This window comes from Pseudoalteromonas sp. S8-8 (genome assembly GCF_000497875.1).
Lineage (GTDB): Bacteria > Pseudomonadota > Gammaproteobacteria > Enterobacterales > Alteromonadaceae > Pseudoalteromonas > Pseudoalteromonas arctica.
Genome location: NZ_AUTR01000003.1, coordinates 1 through 25,454, shown reverse-complemented (window position 1 = coordinate 25,454; position 25,454 = coordinate 1). Strand labels below are relative to the sequence as shown.

Genomic DNA, 25,454 nt, shown 5'->3' with positions numbered 1-25,454 from the left:
CTGCCTTCTTATGTGCTCAAGCACACCTAACAACATTTTAAATTGATAAAGTGCGACAATATGTCGCGCTTTTGCTTTTGCAACTCACACTATAATTAAGCCAATTTTTACAGTGGCATAAATTAACAATGGTTTATAAAAGCAAAACTCAAAAAACATATTTACTAACTCCTGTCGCACTTTTTATTAGCGGTGTGCTATCTCCTTTTGCATTTGCCGACGATACGCCTTTAGAAGTGATTGAAGTACACGGAAATGCTCAAAATAAGCATTTAGCACTTGGTTCGTCAGAATCGTTATTAAGTGATTTAGGTGTCGACTTTTCAGCAGCGGGCGGCGTATCTAACTTACCTATTTTAAATGGTTTAATGGGCGACAGAGTTAAAGTGTTAGTTGATGGTGCAGATGTAACCGCTGCATGCGCTAATCATATGAACCCGCCACTTTCGTATATCTCGGCTAATCAAATTACGTCTTACAATGTGGTTGCAGGCGTGTCGCCAGTAAGCGCGGGCGGCGATAATATTGCCGGTGTAATAAGCGTTAATTCTATTTCACCACAGTATAGCGATAGCAATGAATTAGGTTGGCACTCAGGTTATGTGTCAGCAAAGTACAGTAGCGTTGATAACGGACGTAAACTTGGCGTTGGTGCACGTTTAGCAAGTGACACGTTTAGCCTTAATTATCAGGGTTCGTTTAGTGACGCAGATAGTTATGAGGACGGTAACAGCGATGTAGTATTAGATACATTGTATCGAGCACAAAATCATAGTTTAACCGCAGCTATGCGCGATGATAAACAGCAATTAGTTATAAAGCTAACGCATCAAAAAATCCCGTATCAGGGATTTGCAAATCAGTATATGGATATGACCGATAACACCAGTTACGGTGCAATAGCTCAATACAAACGCTCCTTTGAAAACAGCGAGCTTGAAGGGCAAATTAACTGGCATAGCGTAAAGCACGAAATGGGTTTTTTCAGTGAAGAAAAAATAGGCATGATGCGAATGAAAACCGATGCACAAGATATAAGTACGCAGCTTAAATGGCGTATTGCGCTTGATAAAAACAGCAGTATTTTACTCGGTCAAGAATATTATAATTACAGCATTGATGATTGGTGGCCAGGTATTGAAGGCTCAACCATGATGGGACCAGACGATTACGTAAATATAAATAACGGTAAACGAGAGCGAATAGCGGCATTTGCAGAATTTGAGAGCCAAATAAATACAAAATTATGGTTAAACGCAGGCGTACGTATTGAAAGTATTAATACCCATGTTGGAGAGGTTCAATCTTACAACGATGACATGAGTATGACGGATATGGACGATATGAGTAGTATAGAAAGTATGACCATGAGCGATACGTCTACAGATAATACCATCGCTGCTGAGAATTTTAATGCTGGCGACAGAGATAAAACCGACACTATAGTTGATGCTAACTTATTAATTAACTACCAAATAACAAATTATGATGAGCTGCAATTTGGTCTTGCCCGTAAAAACCGAGCGCCTAATTTATACGAGCGATACAGTTGGGGTGTAAGCACCATGGCAACCACCATGATTGGTTGGTATGGCGATGGTAATGGTTATATTGGTAACCCTGATTTAGACGTTGAAACAGCGCATACAATAAGTGCTACTTATATTAAATCGGCTAAAGATGACCGTTGGCGGTTAAGCACCAATGTTTGGTATACAGATGTGAGTGACTATATTGATGCTGATATTGTAAGAAGCTTCAATAGTTATGATTTAGACAATACAGCGCGTAACATTTTTCAGTTTACTAATGTAGATGCTATTTTGTATGGTGCAAAAATAGATTTAACAGCCAACATTTATGAATCTAAGCAATTAGGTAACTGGCAGTTACACGCTAATGTTACTAATACGAGAGGCAAGCGCGACGATACTAACCAGCCGCTTTATCAAATTAAACCACTGCAAACCCAGCTAGGTATTAGCCAGCAAATAGGTCGATTTGAAAACGCATTATCTTGGCAATGGGTAGATACTAAAAGCCGAGTAGATAATAATCGTTTTGAAAACCAAACAGACAGCTACAGCCTGGTTAATTTAAGCTCTAAAGCAACATGGGATTCATTAACGCTAAGCGCAGAAGTGAGTAATGTGTTTGATGAATACTACCAACTCCCGCTAGGAGGTGTAAGTATTGCGGCACTTAAACAAGATAGCAGCAACGGGTTTGAACAACTTGCTGGGCAGGGTCGTTCATTTAATGTAAGCGTTAGTTACGCGTTTTAATTAACCTCATATTCAAATTTAAAATAAAGCAAAAGCCATAACCACGTTATGGCTTTTTTTGCGCTTTAATAATTAAGCCGTAAACTTATTTTAATGAAATGTTTGTATGCAAAAAGCGTTCTATTAAGCACGCTTGTATTAATTTTACAGCGTTATTTTAAGGCAATGCAGTAAAAAGCAGTAACTTGTTCATCACCCAATGATTAGGAAATACAGTGTTTAAGCAATTTAAAAATAAAGTGATGGGTGCGCCAACAGCTATGGCCGGTTTAGCTTTGGGTATTGCTAGTATGGGATGGACATGGGAAAACGTTTTTAATTTAAACTCCCAAGGGCAATTTTTGGGAGCGGTACTAGCTGGCGTATTAGTTTTACTTTTGGCTGCTAAGTTTTTACTACACCCTCATTTATTAAAAGCCGATTTAGCACACCCAGTTGCAGGAAGTGTGATCCCTACATTTGCAATGGCTAATCTTGTTATTTCAAACTCAGTTGGGCAATTTAATTCATTAGCTGGCGACATTATGTGGGTTTTAGCTTTTGTGTTGCATCTCACATTTTTGGTGAGTTTTTTATACCAGCGAGCAAAAAAGTTTAACTTTGAGGACATGGCGCCCAGCTGGTTTGTGCCGCCAGTGGGGATAATTATTGCAGATGTTACTTTTTCGGGAAATCCGACATTAGCGTGGTTAGCTTATAGCGCACTGGTGATTGGTATATCAACGTACAGTATTATTCTGCCAATTATGTTTTATCGCTTTTTATTAGCATTAAAAAGTGACTACGAAATACAGCCAACACTTGCCATTTTAGCTGCGCCTGCCAGTTTAACATTAGCTGGGTATTTTCATATTGTAGCTAATCCATCACTCTTTATAGTGGGGGCATTATTTATATTAGCGATAATAAAAACACTGATTGTTTATGTGTTATTTATAAAGTTATTACGCAGGCCTTTTACGCCGAGCTACGCTGCTTTTACATTTCCAATGGTTATTGGGGCAACTGCATTATTTAAAATGAAAGACTGGATGCAAAGTATAAACCTCGCAATACCATATGTAGATGCAGTTAGTTACTTAGCTACGTTTGAACTTATAGTTGCCACGGCAGTGGTATGTTTTGTAAGTGGTCGGTACTTTTGCCACTTTAAACTATCAAAGGAACAGGTAACGTAGAGTTACTCTTGGATTACCTCTGGCTCATTACTTTCTTGTTCAGCTAGCTTTTCGCGCTCAGCTTTTGACACATAACCAGGTTTGTTGCTTTTATGTAGTTTAGCGTTAGTGCGTTTATCTTTCTTTTGAAATTTAGTGACGATTTTTTTACGACGGTTCACAATTAAATACCCTGTTAATTTTAAGTCGCGCATTATACAGCCATACTCATAAAAGCTGCTATATAAATATTTAACATGAACTCTGGGTAAGAGATTTACCAGCGTATTGAACTATAGTGATATTTAAATTTATTTTCTCTAGCCAGAGATTTTCAGTGAAAACAAGGCGAACTTACGCGTCAATAGCTGGCCTATTGCAAGTAAATTCAACGCAGTTAGCGCTGAAAATAACTGCTTGAGATAGATTTATTATCCAGAGTTCAGGTTATTTACCTTAAGTTACCTGTGTGTTTAGCGTGAAGAGCTATAAGTAAGCGCTTCATAGCGTTATAATTACCGCTCTTAGTTATTAATTAAATGGGAATTGTTTTGAAAAAGTTAGCTTTAGCCAGTATTGCTTTATTTGCGTTTGGTGCTCATGCGCAGTTAAATAAAAATATTGATAGCGTTGCCGATTACGCAGTAAATACCTACCAAAATGCTCAAATACACACACTAACTAACTTAGTGGCTTTTCCGACCGTTAATAAAAGCGACATTACAGCCCCTCAAAATCCCGATTTTATTGGCTTTAAAGCACTGTTAAAAATGAAAGCCGCAGAGCTTGGTTTTGACTACCAAGATTTAGGTTACACCGTTTTAATTGGAATGGGCGAGCAAAGCGAAAAAGTAACGGTAGTAACCCACGGCGACGTGCAACCTGCTAATGCTAGCAAATGGAAACAAAGTCCTTTTATTATTGATACATCTGAACCGGGTAAATTAGTTGGTCGTGGTACGGAAGACGATAAAGGTGCAATAGCGACAGCGCTTTACGCCATGAAGGCAATTAAAGATAAAGGCATAACGCTTAATAACCGTATTGAGCTTATGATTTACCTTGCTGAGGAGTCTGATTGGGGTCCGCTTACTCAATTTATGAAAACGTATGAACAACCAAAATATGCAGTAACGATTGATGCATCATACCCTGTAGTGGTTGCCGAGAAAGGCTGGAGCTTAATTGCTCCTACCTTTAATGCAACATCACCACAAACGGGTTTATATGTAAAGGATGTAACTGGCGGTGCGTTTAGAAGCCAAATTCCAGAAGACGCCAGCTTAGTACTTCACAATGCAGACGCTGCACTTATTAATACATTAAAAGCAAAAGCCAAAACATTAAATAAAGTTGAGTTTAACTTTAGTGAAAAAAGTAATGGTTTAGCAATAAGCGTTAAAGGTATGTCGGCGCATTCATCTGAGCCGGAGTCGGGTATAAATGCGATTGCGTATTTAGCTGAGTTATTTAAAGGCGTGGAGCTTGAAAATAACAGTGACGGCGAGCTAATCGACTTTGTGAATCAGTTAATTGGTTTAGACATTCACGGTAAACAGTTTGGCGAAATAGCTTACAAACACGACTTTATGGGTCCGATGACAGTGGCACCAACCGTTATTGAGCGCGATGGTAATGCGCTAACACTTGCTGTAAATGCACGTCGCCCTATGGGTAAAGACGAAGCTGTATTACAAAAGCAAATTGATGATGCGCTAGCTAATTGGCAAGCCACTAACAATGTAACGCTTGCCAACATAGAAACAATTATTGGCACACCTATGCTGCTTGATAGCGCGCCGCATGCGCAAAAGCTGCTTGATATTTTTAAGCATTTTACGGGCGACGAAAAAGCTGACTTTGTATCAATAGGTGGTGGCACTAACGCCAAGCTGTTTGATAACGCGGTATCGTTTGGTCCTTCAATGCCAGGTAAACGCTACACAGGTCATTCAGAGCATGAATTTATGACCATTGAGCAACTTGAGCTTAATTTGCGTATGTACACAGCGATGATGATAGAGCTAGGTAATATGTAACCTAAAGTTGTTTAGAAAAAGCCGCCTTGTTTAACTGAACTGACCCAGCAAGGCGGCTTTTTTTTGTTTATTAAAATTGGGCTACAAAGCTAAGATTATATACATCATAGTTATCATTATCAGTGTAATTAGCTGTGAAGTAGTAGCTATCATTAATAAAGTACTTACCTTCAATAACTAAATCAGAGTCGTTTGAGCCAATACCGACTGCAACATGTTTATTAAAGTAATAGTTTGCGAGCACATTAAAAACTGAGTCGTCGCCAACATCTAGGTAGTCAACATTTATAGCAAAATAGCTGTCATCGTAAAGATGGGCAAAGTAACGTGATGATAGATCCCATGACTCTGTTTCATCATCTGTTTCAACAGTAAAACCAATGTAGTCGGTGTCATTAATTTCATGATTATATTGAGCTTTAAATAAATAAACTGTATCGCTATATTCATAATCTAACATACGAACAGATACTTTTAGTGAATCAGCAAATAAGTAACCTAAACCAAGTGAATAGTTGTCGGCATCACCAATATTAGGTAGTTCAAAAGTTGCAAAAGCATTGCCGTAAAAGCCTTCTCCAAAAATACCTTTTCCACTATAACCATCTGAATTAAAGTAATTTAAGCCTATATTACTATCTGTATCCAAGTAGCCATAATCATCCCACACACCTGAGTTTTGCTGTTCCTCAAAGTAATAGTGAGTTGATAACCCGTACACATCATCACTGTAATAATCAGAATCAATTTTTGCGTAGTTTATAGAGTTAAACCATTGTTTTGATTTTGACTGCTCGACGTTTGCAGACGCTGTACAGCTAAGTGCGAGTAAAGTGAGTGGCATTAAAAAGCGCATAAGTATCCCTTCTTATAATTAAGTAAATTTGTTACTAGAATGGGTATTATATTTATGAGGTTTTATAAGGCAATTAAATGATTGTAATAAAGTGTTTGGGTATTGTAGATTTTCCTAATTAAAAACGTAGGTTACCTCAGGCAAGTTTTCAAAGCTTGGTTTGGCAAATAAATACCCTTGCATAAGCTCAACACCTGCGTTTTTAAGCCATGTATATTCTTCTACTGTTTCAATCCCTTCAGCCAGTGCGATAATATTTAAATCGCGAAACATATTTAAGCAATGAGTTACTATTAATTGGCGTTTTTTGTCGTTGCTTATATCGCGTATTAGCGCCATATCCAGCTTGATAATATCTGTTTGAAAGTCAGCCAGTAGATTTAAACCAGAATAACCTGCACCAAAGTCATCAGTGGCGGTTTTAAATCCGAGAGACTGATAGTAATCAACAACGCGTTTAATGTGTGCGGTGTCTTCTATTTTTTCTACTTCAGTAAATTCAAACATAATATTTTGAATTGGGAAGTTATACTTTTTTGCAGCTTCTAGTGTGGTGCGTATACATCGCTCTGGTTTATAAATAGCATTAGGTAAAAAGTTAATGCTTAGCATTGATGTTATGCCCAGCTTTGAGGCAAGTTTAATGGCTTTAATACGACAAAGTTGATCAAATGTATAACGGTTGTCTTCATTCACCTTTGAAATAATAGAATAAGCAGACTCTTCATTTAAACCTCTAACCAGTGCCTCATAGCCATAAATAAGGTTAGTTTTACAGTTTATAATCGGTTGAAAAGCCATTGAAAAATCAAATTCGAGTTCGTTTGCGTCAGCACAGTTGTTACATGTCACTTTTTCGCAATTTTTTGATTTTTCGCTCATTTAGGTCATCCTTTTATGTTTATTTGTTTAGGTTAGTTGAGATTAGATTCTAACACAAATAGATTAAAGTATTGTTTTTTATGTTTTTATACATAATAAATAACTATGTAATTAAATGAAAAGTGATGACTAATGTCAGATCACTTAGTGACATTTAGCAGGTGTGTACGTTGCTTATTAAAACAATAATAGCGACATACATTACTTGGAGAATATAAATGAGCAATACAGTGACATTAGGCAAAAAAATTAAAGGATATTTACTTATTTTAACTTTGCTAAGCGTTATAAATTTGCTAACTTCGCCTAGCTATATATGGGTAGTATGGCCAGCAATTGGGATGGGAATAGGGCTTGTAGTAAGTACTTTGAGTTGGAATAAACCTAGGGCGTGTTGATTTTTGTGGATTGAAATTTGTTCAATCTAGGGGCGATTTAATCGCGGCGTGAGGTTTGTAACCTAGTGGGCTCGATAACTGCTCCTGCGTTATTCTACTGGCTTACATCCATGTAAGAATAAGTAAAAACCGAGCAACAAAGAGTCAATCGTCCCTAGAAAGAACCCAAAGGGCAGCGCATGTTTGGCATCTATGCTGCGTTATCGCCTATTAATGGGGAATAACCACACAACATAGGCTCTGCCTTGCCTAAATACCAAACACACTGCTGCAAATTCAACCACCAAATAACAACACGCCCTAGAGATATTTCTTTATAATAAGCAAGCCAAGTAATTACTTACTTGGCTTTTTTAGTAAGGAACTGTCTAAATAGTTAAGTCTAAATAGTTAAGTCTAAATATTTAAAATGCTGATTGAAGTGTCGCATCTAGTGATATTTCGGTATTTAAGAGTTTTGAAATAGGGCAGCTCTTTTTGGTTTGCTCACATAAGGCTTGAAACTGCTCGTTTTGAATATCATCAATACGCGCTTTTACCTCAAGGGCAATATGCGTTACCGAAAAGCCATCATCTACTTCATCAAGGCTTACGGTGGCTTTAGTATCAATTTTATCTGCTGTAAAACCTGCATCACCTAATGCAAGCGAAAGCGCCATACTAAAACATGCACTGTGCGCCGCACCTACTAATTCTTCAGGATTTGAGCCTGCCTCATCTTCAAAGCGAGTATTAAAGCCATAAGGTTGTTTATTAAGCGCACCACTTTGAGTTGAAATGCTACCTTTGCCTGTTTTAATATCGCCAGACCATGTTGAGCTTGCCGTCTTTTTAATCGTCGTCATCATCTTCTCCTTGCTTGATTGTAAGCTTTTCAGGTTAGCTAAGCGTTATTTACAAAATAAGCTTACATAAAGCCTTAAAAGCAATAATTACTGATGATGTTGCAAAATAGACGCCAGTTAATTGTTATCTCTGTTTATTTCGCTTACAGCGCTCTGAACAGTAAATAACGTTATCCCAGTCGCGTTGCCATTTTTTACGCCAAGTAAAAGGTTTATTGCAAGTGGGGCATATTTTTTGAGGTAAGTTTAGTTTTTTGTGCGCCATACTTACTTAGTCTCACAATTACTTTTAGTATCCGTTTTATTTTTTGCTTGGCTTGTTTTTGGTGTAATTGCTACGTGCCTTCTAAGAATCCTCCCTATGGCGCTTTTAACATCGGCTCGCTCACGATATTGCCATAAGCGCTCGCGTGCTTCTTTTGAGGCCGCTGTTAAATCAAGTATGGGTTCGGGATAATCCTCCCCTAACTTAAAGTCGTTAAAGAGTGCTTCCATCGCAGTTTGCTCCCAAGGTTGATGTAAATATTCAATAGGGAGTTTTTCAAGCTCGGGGCACCACTTTTTAATAAACGAACCTGTTGGGTCTTGATCTTCTGATTGTTTAATTGGATTGTAGTGCCTAATGGTATTAATGCCTGTTACCGAGGCTTGCATTTGAATTTGCGGGTAGTGAATCCCTGGTTCAAAATCTAAAAAGTAATTAGCGAGCGGAAAGCTTGCTTGCTGCCAGCTTATATTTAAATGATGCGTTACAAAACTTACAAGCATGGCGCGCATTCTAAAGTTTATGTAACCGGTGGCTTTTAAGCAGCGCATGCAAGCGTCAATAATGGGAATACCTGTTTGACCTTGCGCCCAGCGTTCAATATCGTTTTTAACATGTTCATCATCGCGATACGGAAATACGTGATAACCCGGATTAAGGGCTAAAAACTCCATAGAACATTCGCTCTCAAACTTTTGCATAAAGTGGCAGTGCCAATGCAAGCGCGATACAAACGCAGCAAGCGGGCGCTTCCAGCCTCTTTTATCAGGGTGTTTTGAATGATATTCATCAATGGCCATTTGATACACTTGCCTAAGGCTAATGTTCCCCCATGCTAGGTACGGCGAAAGTCGGGAGCAATGTGTTTGGCTTAAACTTGGGCTCGATATTCCTTTTTGATAACCTTTACCGCGCTCGGCAAAAAAGCTCTGCATTACAGTTCGCGCATGCAGCGGGCCACCTTGTTGAAAGCTGTCGTGATCTTGCGTGTAAGCGCTTGGTAGCTCAGGTGTTTGGTAGTTATTGAGGGTAATTGTTTTTATACTCTTCCAATTAGGAACAGCAATAGGTGCTTGCATTGTTTGCTGCCAGCGTTCGTTCCAATTATTACGATTTTTTTTGCCGCGAATAACCGCGCCTGTTTGCGACTCTTGCCAGTTAATGTGGTTATGCTGGCACCAGATTTTAATAGCTTTATCGCGCTCAAAGGTATTGTTTAAACCTATTTCTTGATGGCTAAAAATATTAACTATTTCAAACTGTGCCTTTAACGATTCAAGTAAATCGTTCATATTTAAATTAAAGATATAAACACAGGCGTTAAAACGCGCTAGCTGATTATTTAACTCAACTATTGATTGATACACAAAGCGCCAGTGCCGCTCATTGTAGTGTGCATCTTCGAGCAATAATGGCTCAAAGTTATAAAGTAATAGGGTAGGTAAGCCATTACTGAATGCATTTTTTAATGGTTGATGATCGCTAAGACGCAAATCACGTTTAAACCACACGATGTTTATTTTCATATAATTTGTTTATTGCTTTAAATAGAGATAAAAATTAGCTTGTTATTTAACTGAGTGAGCCAAACCTATACGTAACTAACTTGAATTAAGATTTAGTTTTAATGTATTAAAAGGAAAAGTATGTTTTTAGATTTAACTGTAAATAAAGAGCTTAATGTTTATTCGTATTTAGTTGGCGGGATCAGCCCTCGTCCAATTGCATGGATAAGTACATTAAGTAGCGACGGTGTGGCTAATATTGCTCCTTACTCATTTTTTACAGTAGCGAGTTGTAACCCACCAGTATTGAGTGTGACGCAAGTAAATCCACGTGATAAGCCAAGTAAAGATACATTAATTAACTTATTAGCGACTAAAGAATGTGTGATTAATATTGTGAGTCATGAGCAGGTTGAAAAAATGAATCAAAGCTGTGCTAATTACCCTAGTGATGTTAGTGAGTTTGATGCTGCAAATATAACTAAAATTGATAGCCAAATGGTCGCAGTGCCGAGTGTTGCTGATTCAAAAGTACGCTATGAGTGTAAGCTACGTGAAGTTATTACTATTTCAAGCGAGCCTGGCGGCGGACAAATGATGTTGTTAGACATAGTGGGTATTTGTGTTGACGATGAGATGTTTGTTGACGGTTATATTGACCCAACACTTTTAGATGCGGTAGGTAGAATGGGTGGGGATTACTATGCAACCACTAAAGACAAATTTGTACTTAAACGACCACAAATCTAGTTTTATGTTTATTCTTCCTTAGTTTGTGCACATTGTTTGCACTTTTACTTGTTAACTTTGTTTTATTAAACGTTAAAGTAAAGGTTCAAGCATTGAAAACACTTCTTAAAACAAAAGCCTCTAATGTAACTAAGTTATTTGCGTTAAGTGCGCTTTGTATCGCTTTAAGCGCATGTAACAGCGATTCTACAAGTACTACAACAGACGGCGAAACGGTCAGTAATAGTGCTCCAACGGTTGACGCCGGTATTGACCAAACTGTTAATGCAGGCGATACCGTTTATTTAATTTCAACAGTTGAAGATGATGGCGAAGTATCTGTTAGCTGGTCACAAACATCAGGCACTTCAGTTAGCTTATCTTCAAGTACTGCAACTTCTACTGAGTTTGTTGCCCCTGAAGTATTAACCGATGAAGCACTTGTATTTGAAATCAGTGCAGATGACGGCACAAACGATGTCGTTGTAGATACAGTTATAGTTAATGTTATTGCTTCATCAGGCTCGGGCTCAGATACTGGTACAGTTGATAATAGTGCAAAACTTACCAGCTGGTTAATTAATAACGATACAACCTCTACCTACATACAAAATAATGGTGCAGTGGTTGAAGACGTGCAATCGGTTGAGGTTGTTACTGTTGCACAAGACGATGCTGACGTTGAATACATGTACGTGCAAACTACTGACATTCCTAAATATGATGTAACGCTTACACAAGACCAAGTAGACGCGTTAAATAACCGCCCGCGTGCAGCTACCGATTTTTATAACGGTGTAACCTCAGCAGCAGTAGGGCAAACCATTTCGTTTGGTGAAGATATTGGCTATAACAGTAGCACTGAAAACTGTGATGACACAGGCGGTGCAGGCTATTGGCCTCCAGGACCAGGTTGCCCGACAGAACAAACAGTTGAGGCGTATTTTCCGATAACACCTACCGATTTATCTGACACTGAAACTTGTGAAACAGGTTTAGGTACAGTTGGCTTAATGGTTAATGGCACCAGTATATTTAACTGGGGCGATGGTATGAGCTACGGTAATAATATTTGGTATACATTAGCGCCCATTGCTGAACAATATGATGTTGATGTGTGTGGCGGACATGCTGCTAACGGTGAATATCATCACCATTTTTATACTAGTTGCTTAGCTGATTTACTTGAAGATGATGGCGATGCGCATTCACCTATTTATGGGTTTGCAGCTGATGGTTATCCGCTTTATGGTCCTTATGAAAGTAACGGTCAACTTGCATTAAGCGGCTGGGAAATGCGTGATTATGGCGCATCAGAAAGTGAAGGTGGTTGTGGTACTGAAGGTGAGCGAAGCTGTACTTTAGTCGATCAATACGATGTTAGCCAAGGTACACAAACAAGTGATGCAGGTCCTGCTATTGGCGCAGAAGTAACGACGCTCTCTGGTAATACATTAAATGCCGACGATGGTTATTATTTTGAAGATTTCTACTACGCACAAAAAACAGTAACCGGTGCTCAATTAGATGAGCATAACGGCCACGATACTAACGATGGCAAGGGTTATCACTACCATATAACACTAACGTTAGACAGCGATGGTAAATTACAGCCTTCTTTCCCTTATCAAATAGGGCCTCGTTTTAAAGGTCAATTAGCCGATAATTCAATTGGTCGCTGTGATACGGGCGAAACAATGGGTCCACCACCGGGAATGTAAGGAGTAACTATGCGTTATTTTAAATACGCATTGATCCTAACTACTGCTGCGCTATTGAGCTTTAAGCTCTTTGCGCAGCAGGAAATGATGGATCATAGCCATATGCCTATAGCAGTGCCAAGTGATACGCCAATCCCGGCATTGAGCCTTAAGTTATTAAAAGATAGTATGTCGGGTTATAACTTAATTTTAGATACGCAGCGCTATGATTTATCTGTACCCCCTGAGGGCGCAATGAACATGCAGCAAATGATGAGCGTTACTACAAACGATGACACGGGCTTTTTACAAGGTCATGCTCATTTATATATAAATGGGGTTAAAATACAGCGAATTTACGGACATGCATTGCATTTACCTGCTAACTTATTTAAAAGTGGTATAAATACCGTATCGGTTACTTTAAATAATCATGGTCATATGTATTGGACCGCTCAAGGCAAAAAAATAGTTGCTACATTGTATGTTAACGATCAAACCAAAGAGTTTATAACATACCGTTTTGAAAGCTTTCCTAGCAAGGTTGAAAACACGCATTAATGAAAATTCATAATAAACTTTTTTTAATACTATTTAGTTTTACTTTTAGTGTTATTGCAGGGCTGGTGGTACTTATACAATGGAGTATAGGCCAAGGCGTAATTGATTTTGTTAATGCAAAAGAGGTAAAAGCGCTAGAACCACTTGTTGTGCAACTTGCAAAGCAATACGAAAAAACCCCATCATGGGAACGTGTTGTCGGCAATGGCGAAAATTTTAGAAAACTTGTTGAATCGCAGTTAGAAAACAGCCAGTTTTTACCTAGGCCACCAGAAGGTCCAGGCCACAGAGGAGGAATGATGCGACGCCCGCCACCCGATCATATTCGTTTAGGGGGAGAGCGCCGCCTACCACCTGAAAATATTGCTCACTACGCTTTGCTTGACGAAAATAAGCAGCGAGTAGTGGGTAGATACCTCAGCGATTTAAAATATATAACAACCCCAATTACAGTGGGCGATAAAACAGTGGGTTACTTAGCTGTTTCCAAAAGAGATAGCTTGGTCGATGGTTATGAGCTTGATTTTTTACAGCAGCAAACTAACTATTTATGGTTTATTGCTTTAGCTGCGGTATTGCTTACATTGCTAGTTACCTTTTTATTGTCTCGCCACTTAGTTAGCCCAGTAAAGCAAATTGCTAACGGTATGCATCGCTTAACGCAAGGCAATTACGAGACCAAACTTACGCTTGAGCGAAAAGACGAATTAGGCCAGTTAAGTGAAGATTTTAATATCCTTGCATTTACACTCGCTAAAGATGAGCAAGTACGTAAACGTTGGCTAGCTAATATTTCTCATGAGCTTAGGACGCCAATGAGCATTTTACTCGGTGAGCTTGAAGCTATGTTACTTGGCATACGCGAGCCTAATGCAAAAAATATTAATTCGGCTAACGATGAGGCTTTGCATTTAAAACGCTTGATTGATGATTTACATATGCTTAATAGCGCAGAGTTAGGGGGTATGCATTACACTATGCAACCTACTGATATGGCTTTATTATTAAATACTATTGAGCAAAAATATCAGGTTATACTTGAGCAGCACAATATAAAAATTTACTTACTAAATAGCGCTAAACACATAACTGTACAAGCAGATAAAACACGCCTTTTGCAGCTGCTCGATAATATTTTAATGAACGCGGTGCATTATGCACAATGCACAACTATTTCATTAACGGCTAATAATATAAGCATTAAAGGGCAAACCTACTTAGAGCTTATAATTGAAGATAATGGCGTAGGTGTAGAGCAGTCGCATTTATCGCATTTGTTTGAGTATTTATACCGAGTAGATAGTTCGCGTAATCGTCAAGAGGGCGGTTCGGGCTTGGGCTTATCTATTTGCCAGCATATAGTTAAAGGCCATAATGGTGAAATAGCTGCTGAAAAAGCCACTTTAGGCGGTCTTGCTATTATTATTAGATTGCCAACTATTTAGTTTATAAAAATAAAGTTGAGGTTACTTACAGAGATGCCTATGAGTGAACAAATACTGATTGTGGAAGATGAAGTAAAGCTGGCTAACTTAATGAGTGACTTTTTAAGTAGCCATCATTTTGTTACTCATCAAATACATCACGGAAATGAAGTATTACCTTGGCTTGAAATTAACAGGCCGAGCGTAATTTTGCTCGACATAATGCTACCAGATCAAAGTGGTATTGAACTATGTAAAGCAATCAGGCGCTTTTCAAATGTGCCTATTATTATGGTATCGGCAAAAGTAGAAGAAATAGATAGGCTGCTTGGACTTGAGTTAGGTGCAGATGATTATATTTGTAAGCCGTTTAGTTATGCTGAGCTGGTGGCGCGAGTTAAAGCTATATTAAGGCGATTAAGTAGCGCAAGTGATGTTACAGAGTCAACAATGAAGCTTGACGAGAGCACCTACAGCGTAAAATACAAATCAAGCAGCATAGAGCTAACGAACTTTGAATTTCAGCTATTTAAACCTTTGTTTAACAACCCAAATCGTATTTATTCGCGCGATAGTTTAATGGACACTATGTACGCCGATCAGCGTATTGTGAGCCATCGTACTATTGATAGCCATATTAAAAAGTTGCGTAAAAAACTAGATGAAGTGACACAAACTGAAAGTGTTATTCAGTCTGTTTATGGGGTTGGCTACCGATTTGTGCACCCGCAGTAAGAGGTATTAGTGAGCTATGACGATGAGTTACTCATCATCGTCAGCATTTTTAATTCGCTCTAAACGGTCAAACTCTTCGTATTCGGCAGCTTGAATTTCATCAAGAATAGAATCTACATCAGCAAGTTCATCGCTGTCTTCAAATTCACCTGTAAGCGTTGAATTAGGCGTTAAATTGGCCTCTTCAAATAATGCCCACATTTCTTTAGCGTATTGAGTTTTTAGTATGCTTGGCGCAAATTCACCATAATAGCGGCGTATGTTATTTACATCGCGTGCAAACATAGCTTGTGCACTGTTATTTGCTGAAGCGTTAACTGCTTGCGGTAAATCTATAATTACAGGGCCGTTATTATCTACAAGTACATTAAATTCAGATAAATCGCCGTGTATTATACCTGCGCAAAGCATAAGCTTAATGTAATGCATCATGAGTTTATGCTGCTCAATCGCTTGCTCTTCACTAAAAACGACATGTCCAAGTTGAGGGGCTACGTTACCGTCCTCGTCCGACACGAGTTCCATAAGCAGCACGCCATCAATACAAAAATAAGTATCAGGAACACGTACACCCACGCCAGCTAAACGAGATAACGCATCAACTTCGGCATTTTGCCAAATCTCTTCTTCTAATTGACGGCCATAGCTAGAACGTTTACCCATAGCACGCGCTTGGCGTCCACCACGTACTTTTCGGCCTTCTTGGTATTGTGCCGCTTTTTTAAAGCTACGTTTAACCGCGTCTTTATACACTTTCGCACAGCGAATATGCTCACCACAGCGGACAATAAATACATCGGCTTCTTTACCGCTCATTAGTCGGCTTATAACTTCGTCAATAAGGCCATCATCAACAAGGGGTTGTAGGCGTTTAGGTATTTTCACAGATTGCCTGCTAAGTAGGGTTGGTTATTAATCATTATTTATGAAAGTGCTCTGTATTTGTTTGTTTAATTGGCTCAAGCAGTATATCAGCTTTGAGAATTAAGGGCAGTAACACTACTGCCTGAGAGTAATTAATCGTATTATTTTATTAGCTTATATATTGATTGCAAAGCAATCAACCAGAACTTTTTAAATAAGTATTTAGATTACTATTTTTTATCCAAATAATTTATTACTTCCTTATTATTTGCACATTGTTTGCGTTTTTAAAGCGTAAGCTTAGTTTAATTCTTAAATACGAGGTTATTACTATGAAGCATTTTTCAACTCTTGCCACTGTGGCAATATTATCTATTGCTTTTTCAGCTAATGTAGCTGCTCGAGGCGGTGACAATCCTCCTGAAAAACCTGATTTTTCAACTATTGATACTGATGGTGATGGCGTAATTAGCTTTGAAGAGTTTAGTGCTAAAAAACCGCCACACGGCGATGCACAAACAATTTTTGATTCTATAGATGCCGATGGTAATGGCGAAATTAGTGAACAAGAACTTAGCGATCATAAACCACCTCGTCGTGAACGCTGAAAGGATACTAAAATGATTAATAGTATTAACAGTAGTTCTGCGAGTTTTATGCCGCAACAAAGTAGTCAGGCTGCAAAGCTAACAACAGAGCAAAGCGATTTTGTTAAAGAAACGCTTGCAGAGTTTGACGCTGAAAACTTAACCGAAGAAAACGCGCAAAGTATTCAAGCGGCATTTAAAGAACAAGGTATTGAACCAACAAAAGAGCTTGCTGATTTAATGAGCGAACTTGAGTTTGATGCTAAAAGCATTGGTGATGCAGGACGAGTGGAAGGTCAAAGACCGCCACCGCCACCGCCGCCACAGAACTCATTAGAATCAGTAGATACAGACGAAGTAGTCAGCTACTTAGATGAGCTATTAACTGAGTATTCAAGCCAGTTGTCTGATGAAGATAAAGAATCAATCCTTGCATCAGTGCAAGAGAAGTTTGGTTTAAGTGAAGGCGATTCACTGCTAAATGTAACTGCTTAGGTGTTATAACTTAGAGTAAAGCTGACTGTTACTCGAAAGTCTTAAGTCCAAAGCCCAACGGTTAACTCTGTTGGGCTTTTTTATTGGCTTAATTTAAGCGTGTTTCTATTTTGCTGGTGCCATCTTCTTCGGTAAATTTAAATACAAAATCTTTTTTACCGTCTTGGTTTATATCTACTAGAAGAATATCTTTATTATTTTTAGGCAGCGTTAGTTTTAATTTTGTACGCTTATCATTTAGCAGTGAGTCTTGCTCTCCGTAATAAATATACAGCGTTTTTTTACTGTATTTGTATACTGCGTCAATATAGCTGTCGCCGTTAATATCACCTAAATATAGGGCTGGCTCGGAATCATCGCCGTTCATTCCCACTTCCATTTCTAAATCAAGTTCTATACTCGATTTATTGGCAAATGAGCCGTCGGGTTGCTGCTTATAAAGGTTCATTTCTACATCTACATCAGTACTGCCACCGCCCAATGCCATAGACGCGATAGTACCTAAGCCAATATCTAAATCCATTTTTTGTAAATCAATTAAGCCATCATTATTAAAATCAGTTTTGAGCAATAACTCACTAGGGCCCTGTGTTTCAAATAAGGTAATGGGCGTATTAGTAAAGCCTTTAGCACTTCCTAGGTACAAAGTATGTGCTATTTTTATATCTAGCGAGTCCATACCTTGCGTAGGCTTAAACTGTCTGGTTGTAAAATCTAGAAATCCGTCGTTATTAATATCAATAATTTGCTTTATTTTGCGAGTTTCGCCATTGCTTAGCTCGCCTAATTCGATGTTAAAATCAATTGAGGTGAGCTTTTGCTCAAAGCCTTCTGAATTAGCAAGTAGTACATCCGCTCCAAAGTCATTTGAAAAAACCAAGTCGTTCAACCCGTCGTGGTTAAAATCAATAACAACGGGTTTATTGTTAATATTAACTTCCAGAGAAAGTCCTTTTCCTGAAAAGCTACCTTCATACATAGGTGTTTGTTTAAATTTGTTAGGCTTAAAGCTGCCATCTTTATTTTGAATATATAAAGTACTGCTTGCTAACCCAGGGATGAAAATATCGCTTAGACCGTCATTGTTTGCATCGAAAACGAAGTCTACTTTTTCAAATTTATCTATTTTTAATTGATTTAGAACCGACTCATAATTAAACAATAGTGTTGGTTTACCAGCTTGGGCTTTGTATACGCCATCACTTGTTAGTACGAGTGCTTGTTTATCGGTAATGTTAACAAGTGTAGCCACATCAAACCCGATGGCATTTTTTGGTAAAGCAAGTTCACTACTTAGTGATGTGAGTAAATTAATGGCTTCTAATTGTTTTGATTCTTTATTATATGCAAATAAAATCTCTGAATCGGTTGATACTAATTCATCCGTTGTTTTTATTGCCATTGTTTGAGCTATAGCGCTAATGGGGGTAAGTAAAGTGATGAGTGAATAGCAAAGTGGTTTTATCATGCAAATTCCTTTTTTATATTTAGTTGTATAGTTACATTTATATCATTCACTTATATAAGCAGCGTCAGCGCGTAACTTTACGTATTATCCAGCGCTGGCGGTTTGCTAATTAGCGTAAATTTAAACGTAATATACATATGTAAGTTGGATTATATTTAGCCTACGCTAATTACTATGTACAGGGTGTAAGTAATTGTAAGATTATGTTTTAAGGAGGGCTTGTTGACCTTTAAGGATTGAAATTTGTTCAACCCAAGGAAGATTTAATCGCGGCGCGAGGTTTGTAACCTAGTAACAAAGAGTCAATCTCCCCTAGGCAGAACCCTTCGGGCAGCGAATGTTTGGTATTTATGCTGCGTTATCGCCTATTTATGGGGAATAACCACACTACATAGGCTCTGCATTGCCTAAATACCAAACAGTATGCTGCAAATTTAACCTCGAAAGATAAACAAGCCCTAATAAGAAAGGTAGTGCAAAACTCATATGGCAGTTAAGCGCTTTTAGCGGGTTTTGGTTATCAAAGGCACAGCTTATTTTGCTCATTTAAATAAGCATCTACAAAATCTACTTCTATCGGTTTTGAAAAGTAATAACCTTGCAGGTGAGATACACCAATATTAGTAAGCGTGTTTGCTTGTTCAATAGTTTCAACGCCTTCGGCAACAACAGTAAAATCTAAAGATGAGGCCATTTGTACAATTGCATGAATAATACTTAACCCTCTTTTATCCATATTTTGAATAAAACTTCTGTCTATTTTTACTATATCTACACCAATATCAAGCATGCTTGATAGTGATGAGTAGCCAGTTCCAAAATCATCAATTGAAATACAAAAGCCTTGTTTTTGTAGTGCTTTAACGGCTGTCAAAAACGTGAGTTTATCTTCGGCAAATACTGATTCGGTAATTTCTATATGCAGATCTTTAGGCTCTACTTGATGATTTTTTACTATTTTTAATACCTTAGTTACAAAATCTGGATCTTGTAATTGGATTACCGATACATTCACGCTTACTGCAATTTTCTCCGGTAAATGATTGAATTTTTTTGCTTGTATACATGCTTGATTTATCACCCAGAGGCCCATTTGGGTTATTAACCCGTATTGCTCGGCAATAATTATAAACTCATCAGGGAAAATATTTTCACCGTCTAATTGCCAACGTAATAATGATTCGAAAGAGGTTACTTTTGATGTTTTGCTATCTATAATTGGCTGAAATACTAGCCTTAAACTGTTTTCTTCTATAGCACTGGCTAACCGTCGACTCAACAGGTACTCTCTTTCTTGTTTTAATTTGAGTGAATCGTTATAAATATTGATGTTACCTTTAGCTATGCGTTTTTGGTGATACATCGCAGTATCAGCAGAGCGAATTAAGGTATTTAAGTCGTTCCCGTGCTCAGGGTACATGGCAATTCCAATAGTTGCTGATACCCATTTTTGATATTTATATGTTTCATGCTCGGCACCAATGCTTTGAAGCACTTTATTAGCAAACTCGATAAGCTCAGCTTGATTTTGATAGGTTGCTAAAATTAAAAACTCATCTCCGCCCCAACGGCATTTATAGAGTTGTTGGTTGCATACATTACTAATTCTCAGTGCTATTTCTTTTAATACTTTATCGCCTACTTTATGACCCAACGAATCGTTGATTTGCTTAAAACCATCTAAATCTACAAATAATAAAGCAAAGGGTTCTTTAGGATTATCTGCTAGTTGTTTGTTTGCATTTTTTAAAAATGCGGTACGGTTTAATAGATTTGTGAGTGGATCGGTATTCGATAAGCGGTAAATTTCTTCAGTGCGTTGCTCGACCTTGTTTTCCATTTCATTAAGCAGCTCTCTGTTTTGGTTTTTTAGCTTGATTGCACTGTGTGTAAATGTGGCTGATTTGTACGAAGAGGCAATCATAATTGTGGCAAAAGTTAAACCTAATAGCCCCAATATGTGATGGTAGTGATCGTTTGAAAGCGTTAGCAAAAAAGAGTAGGGGGCCAATAAAGTAAAGCTATATAAAACAGCTGTAAAACGACTACCAGACAGCAAATTTGCAGAGCCACCGGCAAGCGCTGATAAAATAGCAATGGTCGTAGTAACTTCCACCGTAGATGAAGTGCTATGAAACCAAAGAGCATAGCCACACCAAGACACGGCTGTTGATATACAGCCAATAGCAAAGCGATTTAGATAAAAATGTGTGTTGTAAGGTTGGCGAGAATTTTGAGCTTTCAAAAAAAGCCCTACATCAATAATGCGTAAAGTAAGCACGCACATCATTATGCCTAACCAGACTACTTTATCGTGGTTGGTTTTCTCATTAGTTATATCAAAAGCAAATACCAAAGCAACGCTGACTAGTACAGAGACTGCAATTCCGGAAATAGCATTCGAGTATAAAATTTTGAGCGCTTCTTTTCGCTCATTATTACTTAAATTGTTATATGGCACTAATTAAAACCTTTTTCAAAAACAACCCCTAGGAAATTAAGTAAACCATTTAGCAAATTACACTAATGCAATACTGGTAATACAAAGAGCTTAATAAGCCTTTACGCAGCTAAATAAAACTTTAATGTAAAAGTAAATATAGTTTACGGGAGGGATAAAAAAAGTTTAAAAAGTAAAAAGGCCCAAAATAAATATTTATTTTGAGCCTTAAAATTATCAAGCAGGTTAAAGTGTTAACGACTTTACTTGCTGTTCTATAGATTTAACCTTCGAAATCGCTATCGTTATGGCGCTCTGCCATTTGCTCTTCTTCAGGACCCCATGTGCGATTTACGCGACGACCACGCTTTACAGCAGGGCGCTCTGATACTTGCGTAGCCCAGCGTACAACATGGGTGTATGAGGCAACATCTAAAAACTCTGCTGCATCATATAAAGCTCCAAGCACTAACGATCCGTACCACGGCCAAATTGCAATATCGGCAATTGAGTATTCATCACCTGCCATGTATTCATTTTCGCTTAAATGGCGATTTAACACGTCAAGCTGGCGTTTAGTTTCCATGGTAAAACGGTCAATAGGGTATTGCATTTTACTTGGTGCGTAGCTATAAAAATGCCCAAACCCACCACCTAAGTAAGGTGCTGAGCCCATTTGCCAAAATAGCCAGTTACGACACTCTGTTTTAGCTTTTAGATCTTTAGGTATAAGTACATCAAATTTTTCAGCTAAATACTGTAAAATAGAACCAGATTCAAAGATGCGAGTAGGCGGCGTGGTTGAATGATCCATTAGCGCTGGGATTTTTGAGTTTGGATTAATATCAACAAAGTCAGATCCAAACTGATCGCCATCACCTATGTTTATTAAATATGCGTCATAGTCTGCATCGGTGCAACCAAGCTGTAAAAGCTCTTCAAACATGATTGTAGCTTTTTGGCCATTAGGTGTCGCAAGAGAATAAAGCTGAAATGCGTGCTCACCAATAGGTAGAGTTTTGTCATGAGTCGCGCCTGCGATTGGGCGGTTAATGCTGGCAAACTTACCGCCACTTTCACTTTCCCACGTCCATACTTTTGGTGGCGTGTATTCGTTTTTATCACTCATAAATAACCTCTGTTAGATGAAATACATATATGGTAAATGTGGCCATAAAAAATTAATTAAAGGCCCTAATACTTAATTTACCGACCTTTTAATTTATCGGCTTTTGCTAATCTATAACCTAAAAACAACCCGCTTAGCGCTCCAAATAAATGGCTTTCAAACGATACATGATAGCGCTGAGGTAAAACACCCCATATAAAACCGCTATAAAGTATAGCCACTACAACTGCAATTATAATTGATTTTAATGAGCGTCTTACTAAGCCGTAGCATAGAATAAAGCCCCATAAACCATATATAACACCGCTTAAACCAACATGTATGTTACTGCGCCCAAATGCCCAAACTAACAGTCCACCAACTAGAGCGGTAAAAATAAATACGTTATAAAAACGTTTTACGCTGTACTGGCAAATTAGCCAGCTTAATACTACAAATGGGATCATATTACTGGCAAAGTGCCACCAGCTACCATGTAAAAAAGGTGCGCATAGTATGCCAATTAATCCTTGGATACTGCGTGGATATATGCCTAAACCATTAAGATTTATGCCAGGTAGACTATTGATCACTTGTAGTACGAAGCAAATAACAACAATACTAAATATTGCGAAACGGGTACTCGTTAGTAATGACAGTGTGGTTGGCTTGGTTGCCATATAATCGCCCTAATTGACTTTAAGAGTTGCCAGTATAGGAATTGTATTTGCTAATGAAAAGCAATTAAAAAAGCACAGCATAAAATGCTGTGCTTAATTTTAATTATTACTCACTATTAACCTAATTTAGTTAATAGTTTTTTTGCAGCTAGTTCAGAGCTTGCTGGGTTTTGGCCGGTAATTACTAAACCGTCTTCTAGTGCTAATACACCCCAGTCGTCAGTTTTTTGATAATCGCCACCTTTTTTAATTAGCTCGTCTTCAACTAAAAATGGCACGATATCGGTAAGTTGCACTGCAGCTTCTTCAGAGTTAGTAAAACCAGTTACTTTTTTACCCGCTACTAATGCATTGCCATCGGCATCTTTAACATTTAAAAATGCAGCACTTGCATGACATACCGCAGCAACAGGCTTTTGCTCTTTTACAAAGCTTTCGATAAGTGAGATTGAGTCAGTGTTATCAACTAAGTCCCATAATGGACCGTGACCGCCTGGGTAAAATACAGCGTCAAAATCGCTAGATTTTACTTCACTCAACACTTTAGTGTTTGCCATAAGTGTTTGTGCTGCGCTATCTGCGTCATAACGTTTTGTTGCATCTGTTTGAAAATCGACAAGCGTACTTGTCGGATCAATGGGTGGTTGACCGCCAGCTGGAGACGCTAATGTTACTTCAACGCCTGCATCAACAAATGCATAATAAGGGGCTGCAAATTCTTCTACCCAAAAACCTGTTTTTTCGCCAGTGTTACCAAGTTCTGCGTGAGATGTAAGAACCATAAGTATTTTTTTAGACATTGAATATATTCCTTCTGATGATTTGAATTAGTTTATCTTGCTTACCAATTACTATATGCACTAAAAGAGCTTTAAACAACGATGATAAATTTAACTTTATTGGTTTAATAATTGATACAATAGAGGGGTTGAATTTAAAACACGCTACGGAGCACATATGAAGGTGTCGTTTGAGCAGTTAAAGAGCATGGTCGTATTTGCGCAAATTGTAGAGCAGGGCAGCTTAACCGCTGCGGCTAAACAGTTAGGGCTTACGCGAGCCGTAGCAAGTTATCATTTAAAAAAGTTAGAAACCCAGCTTGAAGTCACTTTATTAAATCGCTCAACTCGTACCATGGCGCTGACTGAGGCGGGCATTGCTTATTATGAGCGTTGTAGAATAATTACCGAACAAGCTAATGCAGCTAATCAGCAAATAGAAAATATAAAGAGTGAGCCACAAGGTTTACTTAAAATTAGCTGCCCTGTGAATGTGGGAATGCAGCTAATTGTGCCCGCAATAAATACGTTTAAGCGCCAATACCCTAAAATTAAAATAGACTTACAGCTTACTGACGATGTGGTTGATATTATTAAAAATGGGTTCGATTTTGCAATTAGGGGTGTGGCACTGAGTGACTCCAACTTGCAAGCAACCAAGCTTACTACAATGAGCACTTGTATTTGTGGCGCGCCGGATTACTTTACACATTTTGGTAAACCTAAAACGCCTTTAGAATTGGCAGATCATCAATGGGTGGTTTATCAGCTAGGAAGTAAAACGTTAACACTTTCAAAAGATGGCAAAAAACACGACATTGCAATGCAAGGCGCCTTAAGTACTAATAACGCAGCTGCACGTACTGCCTTTGTAGAAGCGGGGCATGGCATTGGGCGTATTCCGCTTTACGATGCGTGGCCTAAAGTACAAGCTGGGCTACTTGAAATAATATTAGATGATTATAAAAGCAAAGATATTGAACTGTACGGGGTATTTCCGCCAGGAGCTGCGGGATCTAAAAAACTACGATTATTTATTGATTACTTAAAAGCGTATTTTGTAAAACAGCATACCGCCTTAGGTATGCTGAAAAGTGTTTAATTATTTTCGCCTAGATTCAAATTGTAAGTGCATAACTTGTTTTGGCTAGATTAAGTGGTCAGTTGCTCATAAGCTAACTGCTTTTTCTCCGGCAAGAGATTTTACAATGAGACATTACAAACAACTGACCTATGCGCAAAGATGCCAGATCGCCGTTCTAAAGAAAAGTGGTTTTACGCAACAAAGTATTGCTGAGCTAACTGATTTATCGCAATCTACGATTTCAAGAGAGCTTTCTAGAAATACAGGTAAGCGAGGTTACAGACATAAACAAGCTCATGAGCGGGCTTTGTTTCGCCGAAGAAGTGTAAGAAAACCGCTTAAGATGACACCTGAAATGATGGCTTTAATTACCCAGAAGCTTAATGAGAAGTGGAGTCCTGAACAAATAACGGGGTGGTTGCGTAAAAAAAGTGAACGGTCTGTCAGCCATGAATGCATTTATCTGTATATCTGGGAAGATAAAAAAGCAGGTGGTGAGTTATACCTACATCTGCGCCGACACGGTAAGAAATATCACAAGCGCAGTCATGGTAAAACAAACCGAGGG

25 protein-coding genes are annotated in these 25,454 nt (G+C 38.3%); 13 read left to right on the top strand and 12 right to left on the bottom strand.

Annotated elements, in window-relative coordinates; genetic code table 11:
- The first annotated feature begins 128 nt into the window (after positions 1–128).
- Together L659_RS0100740 and L659_RS0100735 are read left to right on the top strand one after the other, a co-directional pair.
- Positions 129–2,285 carry a TonB-dependent receptor gene (locus L659_RS0100740; protein ID WP_024589254.1) on the top strand — a complete coding sequence of 719 codons (2,157 nt, stop codon included), beginning with the start codon at positions 129–131 and terminating at the stop codon, positions 2,283–2,285.
- A 215-nt stretch (positions 2,286–2,500) separates the two neighbouring features.
- Complete coding sequence (locus tag L659_RS0100735; RefSeq protein WP_024589253.1) at positions 2,501–3,463, top strand: TDT family transporter; 963 nt, start codon at positions 2,501–2,503, stop codon at positions 3,461–3,463.
- A gap of 2 nt (positions 3,464–3,465) precedes the next feature.
- On the opposite strand, the gene L659_RS0100730 is transcribed toward L659_RS0100735, so the two are convergent.
- A complete protein-coding gene (locus L659_RS0100730; RefSeq protein WP_008169531.1) occupies positions 3,466–3,657 on the bottom strand; it encodes a DUF2986 domain-containing protein in 192 nt (63 codons plus the stop codon).
- Positions 3,658–3,993: 336 nt separating this feature from the next.
- On the opposite strand from L659_RS0100730, the gene L659_RS0100725 reads away from it, so the two are divergent.
- Positions 3,994–5,481 carry a dipeptidase gene (locus L659_RS0100725; protein ID WP_024589252.1) on the top strand — a complete coding sequence of 496 codons (1,488 nt, stop codon included), beginning with the start codon at positions 3,994–3,996 and terminating at the stop codon, positions 5,479–5,481.
- A gap of 70 nt (positions 5,482–5,551) precedes the next feature.
- On the opposite strand, the gene L659_RS0100720 is transcribed toward L659_RS0100725, so the two are convergent.
- Together L659_RS0100720 and L659_RS0100715 are read right to left on the bottom strand one after the other, a co-directional pair.
- Positions 5,552–6,337, bottom strand: coding sequence for a putative porin (locus L659_RS0100720; RefSeq protein ID WP_024589251.1), 786 nt, complete (start codon positions 6,335–6,337; stop codon positions 5,552–5,554).
- A gap of 114 nt (positions 6,338–6,451) precedes the next feature.
- Positions 6,452–7,219 carry an EAL domain-containing protein gene (locus tag L659_RS0100715; protein WP_024589250.1) on the bottom strand — a complete coding sequence of 256 codons (768 nt, stop codon included), beginning with the start codon at positions 7,217–7,219 and terminating at the stop codon, positions 6,452–6,454.
- Between the two features lie 218 nt (positions 7,220–7,437).
- On the opposite strand from L659_RS0100715, the gene L659_RS1000000123310 reads away from it, so the two are divergent.
- Entirely contained in the window at positions 7,438–7,617 is a 180-nt protein-coding gene (locus L659_RS1000000123310) for a 2TM domain-containing protein (protein ID WP_081709133.1), read from the top strand.
- Positions 7,618–8,021: 404 nt separating this feature from the next.
- Here L659_RS1000000123310 and L659_RS0100710 read toward each other — a convergent pair whose 3' ends face one another.
- The 3 genes from L659_RS0100710 to L659_RS0100705 all read right to left on the bottom strand — a co-directional run bounded on the left by L659_RS0100710 (position 8,022) and on the right by L659_RS0100705 (position 10,253).
- The gene (locus L659_RS0100710) at positions 8,022–8,462 is read right to left on the bottom strand and encodes an OsmC family protein (RefSeq protein ID WP_024589249.1); all 441 of its coding nucleotides are present in this window, start codon (positions 8,460–8,462) and stop codon (positions 8,022–8,024) included.
- 124 nt (positions 8,463–8,586) lie between these two features.
- Positions 8,587–8,727 (bottom strand): DUF2256 domain-containing protein, encoded by a 141-nt coding sequence (locus tag L659_RS1000000123305; protein ID WP_081709132.1) that lies wholly within the window; start codon positions 8,725–8,727, stop codon positions 8,587–8,589.
- A gap of 2 nt (positions 8,728–8,729) precedes the next feature.
- Positions 8,730–10,253, bottom strand: coding sequence for a cryptochrome/deoxyribodipyrimidine photo-lyase family protein (locus L659_RS0100705; protein ID WP_024589248.1), 1,524 nt, complete (start codon positions 10,251–10,253; stop codon positions 8,730–8,732).
- Between the two features lie 120 nt (positions 10,254–10,373).
- Here L659_RS0100705 and L659_RS0100700 point away from each other — a divergent pair, with 120 nt between their 5' ends.
- The 5 genes from L659_RS0100700 to L659_RS0100680 are packed head-to-tail and all read left to right on the top strand — an operon-like array spanning position 10,374 to position 15,381.
- Positions 10,374–10,982 (top strand): flavin reductase family protein, encoded by a 609-nt coding sequence (locus tag L659_RS0100700; protein WP_024589247.1) that lies wholly within the window; start codon positions 10,374–10,376, stop codon positions 10,980–10,982.
- A 32-nt stretch (positions 10,983–11,014) separates the two neighbouring features.
- Complete coding sequence (locus tag L659_RS0100695) at positions 11,015–12,682, top strand: YHYH protein (protein ID WP_024589246.1); 1,668 nt, start codon at positions 11,015–11,017, stop codon at positions 12,680–12,682.
- A gap of 9 nt (positions 12,683–12,691) precedes the next feature.
- The gene (locus L659_RS0100690) at positions 12,692–13,222 is read left to right on the top strand and encodes a hypothetical protein (protein WP_024589245.1); all 531 of its coding nucleotides are present in this window, start codon (positions 12,692–12,694) and stop codon (positions 13,220–13,222) included.
- Entirely contained in the window at positions 13,222–14,667 is a 1,446-nt protein-coding gene (locus tag L659_RS0100685; RefSeq protein WP_024589244.1) for an ATP-binding protein, read from the top strand. Before L659_RS0100690 ends, L659_RS0100685 begins: the two co-directional genes overlap by 1 nt.
- A 39-nt stretch (positions 14,668–14,706) precedes the next feature.
- Entirely contained in the window at positions 14,707–15,381 is a 675-nt protein-coding gene (locus L659_RS0100680) for a response regulator (RefSeq protein WP_024589243.1), read from the top strand.
- Between the two features lie 27 nt (positions 15,382–15,408).
- Here the strand turns inward: L659_RS0100680 and L659_RS0100675 are convergent, their stop codons facing one another.
- A complete protein-coding gene (locus L659_RS0100675) occupies positions 15,409–16,266 on the bottom strand; it encodes a PA4780 family RIO1-like protein kinase (RefSeq protein WP_007376869.1) in 858 nt (285 codons plus the stop codon).
- Between the two features lie 311 nt (positions 16,267–16,577).
- Here L659_RS0100675 and L659_RS0100670 point away from each other — a divergent pair, with 311 nt between their 5' ends.
- Both L659_RS0100670 and L659_RS0100665 read left to right on the top strand, forming a co-directional pair.
- On the top strand, positions 16,578–16,853 hold the full coding sequence (locus L659_RS0100670) for an EF-hand domain-containing protein (RefSeq protein ID WP_007581281.1): 276 nt from the start codon (positions 16,578–16,580) through the stop codon (positions 16,851–16,853).
- 12 nt (positions 16,854–16,865) lie between these two features.
- Complete coding sequence (locus L659_RS0100665; RefSeq protein WP_024589242.1) at positions 16,866–17,327, top strand: hypothetical protein; 462 nt, start codon at positions 16,866–16,868, stop codon at positions 17,325–17,327.
- Positions 17,328–17,415: 88 nt separating this feature from the next.
- On the opposite strand, the gene L659_RS0100660 is transcribed toward L659_RS0100665, so the two are convergent.
- The 5 genes from L659_RS0100660 to L659_RS0100635 all read right to left on the bottom strand — a co-directional run bounded on the left by L659_RS0100660 (position 17,416) and on the right by L659_RS0100635 (position 23,823).
- Positions 17,416–18,795, bottom strand: a complete 1,380-nt coding sequence (locus L659_RS0100660; protein ID WP_024589241.1) for an FG-GAP repeat domain-containing protein — start codon at positions 18,793–18,795, stop codon at positions 17,416–17,418.
- Between the two features lie 520 nt (positions 18,796–19,315).
- Positions 19,316–21,256, bottom strand: a complete 1,941-nt coding sequence (locus L659_RS0100650; protein ID WP_024589240.1) for a putative bifunctional diguanylate cyclase/phosphodiesterase — start codon at positions 21,254–21,256, stop codon at positions 19,316–19,318.
- Between the two features lie 262 nt (positions 21,257–21,518).
- Entirely contained in the window at positions 21,519–22,364 is an 846-nt protein-coding gene (yghU, locus tag L659_RS0100645) for a glutathione-dependent disulfide-bond oxidoreductase (RefSeq protein WP_024589239.1), read from the bottom strand.
- 77 nt (positions 22,365–22,441) lie between these two features.
- Positions 22,442–23,023 carry a rhomboid family intramembrane serine protease gene (locus L659_RS0100640; protein ID WP_010555361.1) on the bottom strand — a complete coding sequence of 194 codons (582 nt, stop codon included), beginning with the start codon at positions 23,021–23,023 and terminating at the stop codon, positions 22,442–22,444.
- Positions 23,024–23,139: 116 nt separating this feature from the next.
- Complete coding sequence (locus L659_RS0100635; RefSeq protein WP_024589238.1) at positions 23,140–23,823, bottom strand: type 1 glutamine amidotransferase domain-containing protein; 684 nt, start codon at positions 23,821–23,823, stop codon at positions 23,140–23,142.
- A 157-nt stretch (positions 23,824–23,980) separates the two neighbouring features.
- On the opposite strand from L659_RS0100635, the gene L659_RS0100630 reads away from it, so the two are divergent.
- On the top strand, positions 23,981–24,904 hold the full coding sequence (locus tag L659_RS0100630) for a LysR family transcriptional regulator (protein ID WP_010555363.1): 924 nt from the start codon (positions 23,981–23,983) through the stop codon (positions 24,902–24,904).
- A 106-nt stretch (positions 24,905–25,010) separates the two neighbouring features.
- Positions 25,011–25,454 (top strand): IS30 family transposase (locus tag L659_RS0100625; RefSeq protein ID WP_024589237.1); only part of this gene is annotated, 444 nt, incomplete at its 3' end.

What these genes read in the sequence shown, in the direction of transcription:
- L659_RS0100720 (WP_024589251.1), bottom strand. Translation starts at nt 6,337, where the DNA reads ATGCGCTTTTTAATGCCACTCACTTTACTCGCACTTAGCTGTACAGCG.
- L659_RS0100680 (WP_024589243.1), top strand. Translation starts at nt 14,707, where the DNA reads ATGAGTGAACAAATACTGATTGTGGAAGATGAAGTAAAGCTGGCTAAC.
- L659_RS0100660 (WP_024589241.1), bottom strand. Translation starts at nt 18,795, where the DNA reads ATGATAAAACCACTTTGCTATTCACTCATCACTTTACTTACCCCCATT.
- L659_RS0100685 (WP_024589244.1), top strand. Translation starts at nt 13,222, where the DNA reads ATGAAAATTCATAATAAACTTTTTTTAATACTATTTAGTTTTACTTTT.
- L659_RS0100670 (WP_007581281.1), top strand. Translation starts at nt 16,578, where the DNA reads ATGAAGCATTTTTCAACTCTTGCCACTGTGGCAATATTATCTATTGCT.
- L659_RS0100740 (WP_024589254.1), top strand. Translation starts at nt 129, where the DNA reads ATGGTTTATAAAAGCAAAACTCAAAAAACATATTTACTAACTCCTGTC.
- yghU (WP_024589239.1), bottom strand. Translation starts at nt 22,364, where the DNA reads ATGAGTGATAAAAACGAATACACGCCACCAAAAGTATGGACGTGGGAA.
- L659_RS1000000123310 (WP_081709133.1), top strand. Translation starts at nt 7,438, where the DNA reads ATGAGCAATACAGTGACATTAGGCAAAAAAATTAAAGGATATTTACTT.
- L659_RS0100730 (WP_008169531.1), bottom strand. Translation starts at nt 3,657, where the DNA reads ATGCGCGACTTAAAATTAACAGGGTATTTAATTGTGAACCGTCGTAAA.
- L659_RS0100715 (WP_024589250.1), bottom strand. Translation starts at nt 7,219, where the DNA reads ATGAGCGAAAAATCAAAAAATTGCGAAAAAGTGACATGTAACAACTGT.
- L659_RS0100635 (WP_024589238.1), bottom strand. Translation starts at nt 23,823, where the DNA reads ATGTCTAAAAAAATACTTATGGTTCTTACATCTCACGCAGAACTTGGT.
- L659_RS1000000123305 (WP_081709132.1), bottom strand. Translation starts at nt 8,727, where the DNA reads ATGGCGCACAAAAAACTAAACTTACCTCAAAAAATATGCCCCACTTGC.
- L659_RS0100640 (WP_010555361.1), bottom strand. Translation starts at nt 23,023, where the DNA reads ATGGCAACCAAGCCAACCACACTGTCATTACTAACGAGTACCCGTTTC.
- L659_RS0100690 (WP_024589245.1), top strand. Translation starts at nt 12,692, where the DNA reads ATGCGTTATTTTAAATACGCATTGATCCTAACTACTGCTGCGCTATTG.
- L659_RS0100710 (WP_024589249.1), bottom strand. Translation starts at nt 8,462, where the DNA reads ATGACGACGATTAAAAAGACGGCAAGCTCAACATGGTCTGGCGATATT.
- L659_RS0100700 (WP_024589247.1), top strand. Translation starts at nt 10,374, where the DNA reads ATGTTTTTAGATTTAACTGTAAATAAAGAGCTTAATGTTTATTCGTAT.
- L659_RS0100630 (WP_010555363.1), top strand. Translation starts at nt 23,981, where the DNA reads ATGAAGGTGTCGTTTGAGCAGTTAAAGAGCATGGTCGTATTTGCGCAA.
- L659_RS0100665 (WP_024589242.1), top strand. Translation starts at nt 16,866, where the DNA reads ATGATTAATAGTATTAACAGTAGTTCTGCGAGTTTTATGCCGCAACAA.
- L659_RS0100705 (WP_024589248.1), bottom strand. Translation starts at nt 10,253, where the DNA reads ATGAAAATAAACATCGTGTGGTTTAAACGTGATTTGCGTCTTAGCGAT.